The 11,176-nt window shown below is 42.1% G+C and carries 10 protein-coding genes, 3 tRNA genes, 1 rRNA gene, 1 other RNA gene and 1 pseudogene; 4 read left to right on the top strand and 12 right to left on the bottom strand.

What is annotated here, in order from left to right:
- Positions 1-7: 7 nt before the first annotated feature.
- The 10 genes from NSQ76_RS00175 to tadA all read right to left on the bottom strand — a co-directional run bounded on the left by NSQ76_RS00175 (position 8) and on the right by tadA (position 6,533).
- Positions 8-83 (bottom strand) — tRNA-Ala (locus tag NSQ76_RS00175).
- Positions 84-97: 14 nt separating this feature from the next.
- Positions 98-174, bottom strand: a tRNA-Ile gene (locus NSQ76_RS00170).
- Between the two features lie 95 nt (positions 175-269).
- Positions 270-1,818: ribosomal RNA gene (locus NSQ76_RS00165) — 16S ribosomal RNA — on the bottom strand.
- Positions 1,819-2,137: 319 nt separating this feature from the next.
- Positions 2,138-2,401 carry a pro-sigmaK processing inhibitor BofA family protein gene (locus NSQ76_RS00160; RefSeq protein WP_024425765.1) on the bottom strand — a complete coding sequence of 88 codons (264 nt, stop codon included), beginning with the start codon at positions 2,399-2,401 and terminating at the stop codon, positions 2,138-2,140.
- Between the two features lie 66 nt (positions 2,402-2,467).
- Positions 2,468-2,692, bottom strand: coding sequence for a YaaL family protein (locus NSQ76_RS00155; RefSeq protein ID WP_024425764.1), 225 nt, complete (start codon positions 2,690-2,692; stop codon positions 2,468-2,470).
- Positions 2,693-2,710: 18 nt separating this feature from the next.
- Entirely contained in the window at positions 2,711-3,307 is a 597-nt protein-coding gene (recR, locus tag NSQ76_RS00150; protein ID WP_003218094.1) for a recombination protein RecR, read from the bottom strand.
- A 15-nt stretch (positions 3,308-3,322) separates the two neighbouring features.
- Positions 3,323-3,646: a YbaB/EbfC family nucleoid-associated protein gene (locus NSQ76_RS00145; RefSeq protein ID WP_008342011.1), complete on the bottom strand. Its 324-nt coding sequence runs from the start codon at positions 3,644-3,646 to the stop codon at positions 3,323-3,325.
- 26 nt (positions 3,647-3,672) lie between these two features.
- The gene (gene dnaX, locus NSQ76_RS00140; RefSeq protein ID WP_025092703.1) at positions 3,673-5,385 is read right to left on the bottom strand and encodes a DNA polymerase III subunit gamma/tau; all 1,713 of its coding nucleotides are present in this window, start codon (positions 5,383-5,385) and stop codon (positions 3,673-3,675) included.
- A 330-nt stretch (positions 5,386-5,715) separates the two neighbouring features.
- An RNA gene (gene ffs, locus NSQ76_RS00135) (signal recognition particle sRNA large type) lies at positions 5,716-5,980 on the bottom strand.
- Between the two features lie 76 nt (positions 5,981-6,056).
- A complete protein-coding gene (gene tadA / locus NSQ76_RS00130; RefSeq protein ID WP_024426741.1) occupies positions 6,057-6,533 on the bottom strand; it encodes a tRNA adenosine(34) deaminase TadA in 477 nt (158 codons plus the stop codon).
- A 79-nt stretch (positions 6,534-6,612) separates the two neighbouring features.
- Between tadA and NSQ76_RS00125 the strand changes: the two genes are divergently transcribed.
- From NSQ76_RS00125 to NSQ76_RS00110, 4 genes are all read left to right on the top strand, one after another.
- Positions 6,613-7,167 carry an isochorismatase family cysteine hydrolase gene (locus NSQ76_RS00125; protein ID WP_024426742.1) on the top strand — a complete coding sequence of 185 codons (555 nt, stop codon included), beginning with the start codon at positions 6,613-6,615 and terminating at the stop codon, positions 7,165-7,167.
- A 99-nt stretch (positions 7,168-7,266) separates the two neighbouring features.
- A complete protein-coding gene (locus NSQ76_RS00120; protein WP_229137482.1) occupies positions 7,267-8,514 on the top strand; it encodes a glycoside hydrolase family 18 protein in 1,248 nt (415 codons plus the stop codon).
- An 85-nt stretch (positions 8,515-8,599) separates the two neighbouring features.
- Positions 8,600-9,223, top strand: a complete 624-nt coding sequence (locus tag NSQ76_RS00115) for a deoxynucleoside kinase (RefSeq protein WP_024425759.1) — start codon at positions 8,600-8,602, stop codon at positions 9,221-9,223.
- A complete protein-coding gene (locus NSQ76_RS00110) occupies positions 9,220-9,879 on the top strand; it encodes a deoxynucleoside kinase (protein ID WP_149126080.1) in 660 nt (219 codons plus the stop codon). Before NSQ76_RS00115 ends, NSQ76_RS00110 begins: the two co-directional genes overlap by 4 nt.
- 88 nt (positions 9,880-9,967) lie before the next feature.
- Here NSQ76_RS00110 and NSQ76_RS00105 read toward each other — a convergent pair.
- Together NSQ76_RS00105 and NSQ76_RS20925 are read right to left on the bottom strand one after the other, a co-directional pair.
- Positions 9,968-10,060: transfer RNA gene (locus NSQ76_RS00105), tRNA-Ser, on the bottom strand.
- A gap of 325 nt (positions 10,061-10,385) precedes the next feature.
- Positions 10,386-10,718 (bottom strand): annotated as a pseudogene (locus NSQ76_RS20925) (methyl-accepting chemotaxis protein); the annotation flags it as partial.
- Between the last annotated feature and the right edge of the window lie 458 nt (positions 10,719-11,176).

Genomic DNA, 11,176 nt, shown 5'->3' with positions numbered 1-11,176 from the left:
AACACGTTGGTGGAGCCTAGCGGGATCGAACCGCTGACCTCCTGCGTGCAAGGCAGGCGCTCTCCCAGCTGAGCTAAGGCCCCAATTTAATAGAAGATGGTGGGCCTGAGTGGACTCGAACCACCGACCTCACGCTTATCAGGCGTGCGCTCTAACCAGCTGAGCTACAGGCCCATCTTTCATATCGAAGATATGATGTTGTAGGATCTTTTGCAAGTTCCTTCAAAACTAAACAAGACGAAAACGCACGCTGCTCCATATATCCTTAGAAAGGAGGTGATCCAGCCGCACCTTCCGATACGGCTACCTTGTTACGACTTCACCCCAATCATCTGCCCCACCTTCGGCGGCTGGCTCCATAAAGGTTACCTCACCGACTTCGGGTGTTGCAAACTCTCGTGGTGTGACGGGCGGTGTGTACAAGGCCCGGGAACGTATTCACCGCGGCATGCTGATCCGCGATTACTAGCGATTCCAGCTTCACGCAGTCGAGTTGCAGACTGCGATCCGAACTGAGAACAGATTTATGGGATTGGCTAAACCTTGCGGTCTTGCAGCCCTTTGTTCTGTCCATTGTAGCACGTGTGTAGCCCAGGTCATAAGGGGCATGATGATTTGACGTCATCCCCACCTTCCTCCGGTTTGTCACCGGCAGTCACCTTAGAGTGCCCAACTGAATGCTGGCAACTAAGATCAAGGGTTGCGCTCGTTGCGGGACTTAACCCAACATCTCACGACACGAGCTGACGACAACCATGCACCACCTGTCACTCTGTCCCCGAAGGGAAAGCCCTATCTCTAGGGTTGTCAGAGGATGTCAAGACCTGGTAAGGTTCTTCGCGTTGCTTCGAATTAAACCACATGCTCCACCGCTTGTGCGGGCCCCCGTCAATTCCTTTGAGTTTCAGTCTTGCGACCGTACTCCCCAGGCGGAGTGCTTAATGCGTTAGCTGCAGCACTAAGGGGCGGAAACCCCCTAACACTTAGCACTCATCGTTTACGGCGTGGACTACCAGGGTATCTAATCCTGTTCGCTCCCCACGCTTTCGCTCCTCAGCGTCAGTTACAGACCAGAGAGTCGCCTTCGCCACTGGTGTTCCTCCACATCTCTACGCATTTCACCGCTACACGTGGAATTCCACTCTCCTCTTCTGCACTCAAGTTTCCCAGTTTCCAATGACCCTCCCCGGTTGAGCCGGGGGCTTTCACATCAGACTTAAGAAACCGCCTGCGAGCCCTTTACGCCCAATAATTCCGGACAACGCTTGCCACCTACGTATTACCGCGGCTGCTGGCACGTAGTTAGCCGTGGCTTTCTGGTTAGGTACCGTCAAGGTGCGAGCAGTTACTCTCGCACTTGTTCTTCCCTAACAACAGAGCTTTACGATCCGAAAACCTTCATCACTCACGCGGCGTTGCTCCGTCAGACTTTCGTCCATTGCGGAAGATTCCCTACTGCTGCCTCCCGTAGGAGTCTGGGCCGTGTCTCAGTCCCAGTGTGGCCGATCACCCTCTCAGGTCGGCTACGCATCGTCGCCTTGGTGAGCCATTACCCCACCAACTAGCTAATGCGCCGCGGGTCCATCTGTAAGTGACAGCCGAAACCGTCTTTCATCCTTGAACCATGCGGTTCAAGGAACTATCCGGTATTAGCTCCGGTTTCCCGGAGTTATCCCAGTCTTACAGGCAGGTTACCCACGTGTTACTCACCCGTCCGCCGCTAACATCCGGGAGCAAGCTCCCTTCTGTCCGCTCGACTTGCATGTATTAGGCACGCCGCCAGCGTTCGTCCTGAGCCAGGATCAAACTCTCCGAGGTATGCAGGATGCATATCACACATGCGTTGCTACACGATGTAGCGAACTTAGCATGTGATCATTTCCTGCCTCGCCAGTTTGACTGACTACCTATGAAGTATCATAGGATTTTTTTATAAAAACTCGAATTAACAGGTACGTTTTGTCTTGTTTAGTTTTCAAAGAACTTGTTTACCGCTTCAGAAGCGACTAGAACATCTTATCACATCCAAGTTGTTAGTGTCAACAACTTTTTTGTTATTATGTTTTTTCGTTTCTTCGTCATCAGCGACGTATATTAATTTACCACCCTATCGAATCAAAGTCAATAATATTTTTCATTAAATAATAAACTTTTCAATAACGATTAAAGCTGCTACGCCCGGAATACCCAATAAACCACTAATTCCACTCGTTACAGGGTTAATAGAGACATGTAATCCTAGACTCTCGCCAAATAGGTTGAGGCAAAATAAAAAAAGAGCGCCTGCTATAAACTTCACTCCGATAAGCCCTAACCATTTGAATGGATTCGCCTGCACACCTGACATAAACAACAATAGCACAGCTAGCAAAATTGACCCGATCACAATAACAGGTTCCATAATCCTCTCATCTCCTCTTCATATGAATAGTACAAGCATATGAGAGGACTATGTATAATAGACCTGCTATTTCCAGTTGTTTAAACGTAAATTCCTCTTTTTCGCTTCTCTCAGATAGAAAAAGTACTTCGCTTGAGCAAGCTTTAATTCGAATAGAATGTCCGGTGAAGGCTCAACGCTATTTGCGACAAGCTTTTTTTGTCTGTTCCATTCTTCCTTTTGCTTAAAAAGCTGTTGAATTAATTTCTCATCGAATTCTTTTCGAATTGATTTTCTGCGAAGAAAACCCATGTACCGTACTTCTCCTTCCTACATCTCACGTCTGCCTTCTAGAGCCTTAGACAGTGTAACTTCATCCGCATACTCTAAATCCCCGCCTACTGGAAGTCCGTGAGCAATGCGAGAGAGTTTAATTCCTGATGGTTTTAACAATCTGGAGATATACATGGCTGTTGCTTCTCCTTCAATGTTTGGATTGGTTGCAAGGATCACCTCTGTCACTTGATCGTCTTGCAATCTTTTTAATAGGTCAGGAATTTTAATATCCTCTGGGCCAATTCCGTCCATTGGCGAAATGGCACCATGAAGCACATGATATAAGCCGTTGTATTCTTTCATTTTTTCCATTGCGATTACATCTTTTGGATCCTGCACTACACAGATAACAGATTGATCTCTTCTTGTATCTTCACAAATATAGCAAGGATCTTGGTCTGTGATATGACCGCATACCGAACAATAAGTTAAATTACGCTTTGCATTTACAAGCGCCTTCGCAAAATCTAGTACGACATCTTCCTGCATACTAAGAACAAAAAAAGCCAGACGGACCGCAGTTTTCGGTCCGATTCCTGGCAATTTCATAAAGCTGTCAATCAGCTTTGATATTGGTTCAGGATATTGCATCTTCAGTTATTCCTCCTAGAATAAACCTGGCATGTTCATTCCTTTTGTGAATTGACCCATCGTTTCATTCGTTAGCTCATCGACTTTTTTCAATGCATCGTTTGTCGCAGCAAGTACAAGATCTTGAAGCATATCAATATCTTCTGGATCAACAACTTCTTCATTAATTGCTACATCAACGACTTCTTTTTGTCCATTTACTTTGACAGTGACCATACCGCCACCAGCTGTACCTTCAAGAACTTTTTCTGCAAGCTCTTCTTGAGCCTTCGCCATATCCTTTTGCATTTTTTGCATTTGTTTCATCATTTTTTGCATATTTCCCATTCCACCGCGCATATGAACACCACTCTCTTTCATTTTTATTAATCTTTAATTTCAATTAAATCAGTTCCTACTAATTTTTTTGCTTCCGCAATCAATGGATCCTCTTCAGTAGAAGTTCCCTGACCATCTGCTTGTTCATCCGGCTGATGATCTCTTAAAAATTCTTCTCTTATTTTACCCCATTGAGCGTCAGGAACGCCAACTAATTCCACTCTTTTTCCTAACATAGACTCTAGCAGTTGTTCAAGATTGGTCCGAACACCGCTTTTATCTTCAGCAACCATTTTACAATGTATTTCAAATTTGAATTTTAAAACAAAGGCATGCGAAGCAGCCGCAACTGGCTCACTGTCCGTTAATAACGCAGCGTGAGACACCTTATTCTGCTGTTTCAACTGGGCAAGGAGCTCTCCCCATTTGCCTTTAATTTTTTCTAACTCAGGCCGTTTCGCTTCTTTTAGAATCTCATGAATTCGGCCGACAGGAGCACGATAGCCATTTTTGTTACTCGTTTGTGGTCGAGACGCTTCCTTTTTTTCTTGAGGGCTATGAGATGGAGACATTGGTACACCTTCGGCTCTTAGCCTCGATAGTTCCTGTTCCAGCCTGTTTATTTTATCTGTTAGCGCCGTTAAATCAGCTTCAGCATGGCCTTGTGTCAATCCTGCTGTTGACTGACACAGCTTTACAACAGCTACCTCAAAGAAAATCCTTGGATGATTTGTCCATTTCATTTCTTGGTGGCTTTTATTCAGGACTTCAATGGTTTCATACAGAAACTGAGGTGTCACACGATCTGACAGCGCCACGAAACTTTCGTCGACCTTTACCTTTTCAAGGACCCCCTCGAGATCTGGTGCCGTTTTATAAAGCAGCATATCTCTAAAGTAAAAAATCATATCCTCTATTAATTTAGCAGCATCTTTCCCCTGCTGGAGCAATTCATTTAATGTATCTAACGCTGTGGCAATATTTTGATCAAAAATTGCTTCAGCAAGCTGACTAATGAAATGCTGAGATACAGCACCTGTAATGAGCAGCGCATCATCAATTGTCAATTGTTCACCACTAAATGAGATCGCTTGATCCAAGAGACTTAGTGCATCACGCATACCGCCATCAGCTGCACTAGCAATAATCTCGAGCGAACCCTCCTGTACGTCAAGGCCTTCTGCATCTACAATTTTCTCCATTCTTCCAACAATATCTTTAGTCGTGATTCGTTTAAAATCAAATCGCTGACAACGAGATATGATGGTAAGAGGAATCTTATGAGGCTCTGTGGTAGCCAAAATAAAGATACAATGAGCAGGCGGTTCTTCCAGCGTTTTAAGGAGAGCATTAAATGCACCGATAGAGAGCATATGTACTTCATCTATAATATAAACCTTATATGTAACCGCCGAAGGAGCAAATTTCACTTTATCACGTATATCCCGGATTTCATCTACCCCGTTATTCGAGGCAGCATCTATTTCAATCACGTCTGAAATTGAACCGTTTGTAATCCCTTTACAGGCATCACATTCATTACACGGCTCGCTAACAGGTGACTTTTCACAGTTCACTGCCTTAGCAAAGATTTTGGCAGCACTTGTTTTACCTGTTCCTCTAGGACCTGAAAATAAGTAAGCATGAGAAAACTTTTTCTGCAAAAGGGCATTTTGCAACGTTTTTGTGATGTGTTCTTGTCCAACAACATCCTCAAAAACTTGAGGTCTGAACACTCGATATAAAGCTTGATAACTCACAAATACGCCCTCCTCCATTTATCATCCTTTTCATTATACATGATGCACCGATCAATTCAAAAGCACACCTTTATTTTCTAATATGCCAAAAAGATGATTTCAACTAGAGATTTTCTACTTTCCATGTATTAAAAACGTATTTTCTAGCTTTGTAAAAAGACCTGAAACTCCAAATAGAACACCAGTTCTTTTTGCGATTAGTGAAAAAAACAAATGGCTCCAAAAAGACTTTTTATCTATTTGTATAACCAAAGCAGTTAAGCTATTCTTTGAACAGCAACAAAAAACTCACCTAGTTAAACTAGATGAGTTACATTTAATATTGATTTACCGTGCACCTTCTGTCGATTCGCTACCCCAAGCGTTACTTAAACAGTTAGCTCGGCCCAGGCAACCCTGCGGCACATGAGAGGTTTCACTTAATGCTGCTTCCTTCCGGACCTGACATGGTTCATGAATTCCCATTGCGCAGGACCCAGACGTCAACACCACTTATTTAAGGCAGACCTTGAAGTAAACGAACCTCGAGAAGGGATTCGGCCTCGCTAGAGCGGATTGCGAGTACAGGGCACCGCTACCTCCCCGCTTAGCACGGCAAAATGAATATTAAATTGTTAGTGACGCAGACATAAGTATACCTTCTTATAGCTCAAATTGCAAACGACATCCATTCATTTACTTTTGGCTTGTTTCTTTCGCTGACGGAGATTTCTGAAGAACTGACTTAACAGCTCACCACACTGATTTTCAAGTACACCACCGATGACTTCAGACTGATGATTGAACCGTTCATCATCCAGTAAATTCATTAAAGTACCTGCGCATCCACCTTTTGGATCGTATGCACCAAAAACGACCTTTTTCACTCTAGAGAGAACAATAGCACCCGCACACATTGGGCATGGCTCAAGCGTAACGTAAAGCACAGCATCTTCTAAACGCCAGCTCCCTGTCGCTTTACATGCTTCATCAATAGCAAGTAATTCTGCATGTGCAATCGAACGCTGCTCACTTTCCCTTAAATTATGAGCCCGGCTCACGATTTGATCATCAACAACAATGATCGCACCAATCGGCACTTCCCCTATTTGTTCTGCTTTTAAGGCTTCAGAAATGGCTTCTTGCATAAACTTTTCATCTTTCGTCATGGCACGGCTCTCTTTTCATGTTTTTTAAAAGGAAATTGAGGTTAACATATTATCACAATCTTTTAAAGGGGGTCTTATTTTGTCAAAGCAAAAAAAGGCGCTGCTTATTATCGACATGATTAATGATTTTGATTTTGAAATGGGACATGTGCTTGCAGAAAAAACAGAGCAAATGACCAATAAAATTTTAGCTCTTAAACAACATGCTTTCAAGGAAAATTGGCCAATCATTTATATCAACGATCACTACGGACTTTGGAAGGCTGATATCCAAGCTGTTATGGAAACATGCAAAAACGAAAGAAGCGCTCCTATTTTAGAGAAAATGACACCATCTAAAGATAATTACTTCTTAATCAAACCTAAGCATTCTGCCTTCTACGGTACTGCACTAGAGACACTCTTAAATGAATTAGGTGTTGAGGACATTATTCTAACTGGGATTGCCGGAAACATTTGCGTTTTATTCACTGCAAATGACGCATACATGCGAGAATACAATCTAATTGTACCTAAAGATTGTATCGCTTCAAACGACGACAGAGATAACGACTACGCTTTAACGATGATGGAGAACGTTCTTCTAGCCAAAATCACTACCGCTAAGGAAATCACGAATGAAAATCAAACATGATTTAGCTATAACCCTCATAAATTGTTAGCAATAACAAAGGGGGCGTTGACTATTCAAATTTATGTTGTCAAAAGAGGAGATACTTTAAACGACATTGCTATGCGTTTTAAAACGACAGTCAATGAAATCATCCGTACTAACGAAATCGAAACACCAAATCAACTCGTCATTGGACAAACAATTGTCATTCCAATTAGAGGTCAATTTTATGAGGTCAAACAAAATGACACACTATATCAAATTGGCAGACGGTTTCAAATCTCAGTGGAAGAATTGGCACGCGTGAACAGAATTCGGCCTGAAGCGATACTGCCTATTCGTTTCTTGCTCTATATTCCACAAAGGCCGAAAAGGAACATTAATTCCAATGCTTATATTGAACCACGGGGAAATCAAGTCAGTGAAAACTTAAAGCAGGCAGCTAGAGAGGCCTCCCCATACTTAACCCATTTAGACGTCTTTAGTTTTCAAGCACAAAGAGATGGGACACTGCGAGAACCACCGTTAGACCAACTACCCCAGATTGCCGCTCAGAACAGAACTGTATTAACCATGGTGGTGACAAATCTAGAGAATGAAAAATTCAGTGATGAACTTGGGCGTATTCTTTTAACTAATCAATCTGTCAAAACGGCATTTTTAAATGAAATTGTTCGTGTTGCCAAAAAGTATCAATTCAAGGAAATCCATTTTGATTTTGAATATTTACGCCCTGCTGATAAAGATGCTTATATTCAATTTTTAAGAGAAGCAACAGCCCGTTTCCATCAAGAAGGATGGACAATATCTGTTGCACTTGCACCAAAAACAAGTAGTCAGCAAAAGGGCAAATGGTATGAAGCCCATGACTATGAAGCGATCGGTAAGATCGTCGATCACGTTGTGTTGATGACCTATGAATGGGGGTACAGCGGCGGCCCTCCACAAGCTGTCTCTCCAATTGGACCTGTCCGCCAAGTCATTGAATATGCACTAACTGTCATACCTGCCAATAAAATTGTAATGGGGCAGAATTTATACGGCTATGATTGGACACTTCCTTTCGTCCAGGGCGGCCCCATAGCCAAAGCCGTCAGTCCTCAACAAGCAATTGCACTTGCTAGAGAGCACAATGTCTCTATCTTATACGACGAAACAGCACAAGCACCCCATTTTCGTTATACAGATGCCAACAACAAAGAGCATGAGGTCTGGTTCGAAGACGCTAGATCAATTCAAGCAAAGTTCAACCTCATCAAAGAGCTAAATTTGAACGGCATTGCTTATTGGAAATTAGGTCTATCTTTCCCACAAAATTGGCTCTTATTATCAGATCAATTTAATATTGAAAAAAGAACGACATCGTAATCCATTCACTCTATCTATTAGAAGGGGTATGGTACAATATACATTGGTTTGACAACTTTAACTTTATAGATAGAGGAGAACGCCTATGTATCCTGCCCCTTTTATTGCAGTGGAAGGCCCGATTGGAGCCGGAAAAACAACTTTGGCTACAATGCTTGCGAAGGAATTTCAATTTCCTTTAGTAAAAGAGATTGTAGAAGAAAATCCATTCTTAGATAAATTTTATGAAGATATGGAACAATGGAGCTTTCAGCTTGAGATGTTCTTTTTATGCAATCGGTTCAAACAGTTAGAATCAATTGAAGAAAACTATGTGAATAAACAGCAGCCAGTTGTCACTGATTATCACGTCTATAAAAATATGATATTTGCAGAAAGAACATTATCAAAAAAGCACATGGATAAATACAGAAAGATCTATCACCTGCTAACAGACGATCTTCCTAAACCAAATGCCATGATCTATATAAAAGCCAGCCTTCCCACCTTACTTGAAAGAATACAGATGAGAGGACGCTCTTTTGAAGAAGACATTGACCCAGCTTATTTAAAAACACTCATTGAAGATTACGAGCTGGCTATTGAACATTTAAAACAGACTGAGCCAGGGCTTCCTATCATTACAATTGAAGGAGATCATACAGACTTCGTTTCCTCACAGCAAGATTACCAGCAAATTGTACAGAACATAAAGGAGCAAGTGCTATGAACAATATCGAAATACCAAAGGACGCAGTCATCACAATTGCCGGGACTGTTGGTGTCGGCAAATCAACTATGACCAAAACAATAGCGGACAAGCTAGGGTTTCAAACCTCTCTTGAAAAAGTAGATGATAACCCATATTTAGAGCCTTTTTATTCAGATTTCCAAAGATGGAGCTTCCACTTACAGGTCTATTTCCTAGCTGAGCGTTTTAAGGAGCAAAAGCGGATTTTTGAATCTGGCGGAGGATATGTACAAGATCGTTCCATTTATGAGGATACTGGCATTTTTGCAAAAATGCATGCGGACAAAGGTACGATGTCTGAGGTTGATTATGAAACGTATACAAGCCTATTTGAGGCGATGGTGATGACACCTTACTTCCCTCACCCTGATGTCCTCATCTATCTACACGGGGATTTAGATCATATTTTACATCGTATTGAGGAACGCGGCAGAGAGATGGAAACTCAAACTGACCGGGCTTATTGGGAAGAAATGTACACTCGATACACGGAATGGATCGAACAATTTGATATATGCCCAGTGATTAAAATTAATATTGAAGATTACGACTTACTTCATGATGAAAGCTCACTTGATCCCATTCTTCATGAAATAGCTTCTGTTATTCAAAAAAATCGCTCTAAAACAAAATAAAAAAACCGCTGCATTCGCGAAATGCAGCGGTTTGACAATTTCCAATTTTTATGCTTGCGTTCAATTCAACTAAGGTAAAAAATCAATATGGCGGAGGAAGAGGGATTCGAACCCCCGCGGGCTTTGACACCCCTGTCGGTTTTCAAGACCGATCCCTTCAGCCGGACTTGGGTATTCCTCCGTATCGACAAGAATTAATATACCATATCATTTTATTTGAAGTCAACATCTTTTCGAAAAAAATTTCAATATGTGATTTCGGCATGATATTTGCCTATAAAAAAGCAGCCATTGATGGCTGCTCCAAATTGTTGACAAAGGGCTAAAATGATTTTGATTTTAGCCCTTTGTCTTCTTTTCAGCGTGATAGAAAACCTTTGCAGTCTAGGAAGGGCGAGCACCGGAGCGGAGCGAATTTGACATTCGTGAGCACCGAAGCGCAGACCTGACAACGAATGCGAGGGTTTGACTACACGCTGAAGTAGCCATTGACGGCTGCTCTTGATCTATTTCGTATCCTGTCTAATTTCTTCAATAAACTGATTCATCTCTACTTTAAAGTCATTTAATGACTCGATAATCTTCGTAAAGTCTGTCACTTGTTTGGCTTGTTCATTTGTTGAACTGCTGATTTGTGAGATGTTTTCAGACAAAGTGCCAATGCTGTCTTGGATTTCTTTTAAAAATGTATTAATGGTTTCAGCCGCTTCCTTCGAGCCATCTGATAATTTGCGAACTTCATCAGCAACGACAGCAAACCCTTTTCCGTTCTCGCCTGCTCTTGCGGCTTCAATTGCAGCGTTTAAACCGAGCAGATTTGTTTGTCTAGCGATCCCGCCAATGGTTTTGACGACTTCTTCAATATTCGCAGATTTCTCTTCCGCTCTTCCTGCCTGTTCGCTTATTTCTAAACTTGTGGCAGCCAGTTCTTGAGAATGTGCAGCAATTTGCTCAATTCCACCTTGGAGTTCTTTTGCTACTTTATTGATTTGCTCCATATAACCGCTTAATTTCTTTTCACGATGATGTGAAAATGCCACTAAAAAAGAGCCAATTACTTTTCTATCTTCATCAAAAATCGGGTAACCTTTTACAGCAATTTCATAACCATATAAATGCTCTGGTAAATGACCGTCATATTCTTGTCCTCTTAATGTCGTCGCCACATTTTGGTCTTCTGGGTTCAATGGGTCTCCAACTTTCATACCAAAATCTATTGTGTTAGACGGGTAATAACAAAGTATCTTCTCTGTATCTGTGATGCCGAAAAGAATACTTTCATCTAGTACCTTTCTAA

Source organism: Bacillus sp. FSL M8-0256 (assembly GCF_038005765.1).
GTDB lineage: Bacteria > Bacillota > Bacilli > Bacillales > Bacillaceae > Bacillus > Bacillus safensis.
The sequence above is the reverse complement of the archived record's forward strand: the minus strand, read 5'-3'. Positions and strand labels throughout refer to the sequence as shown.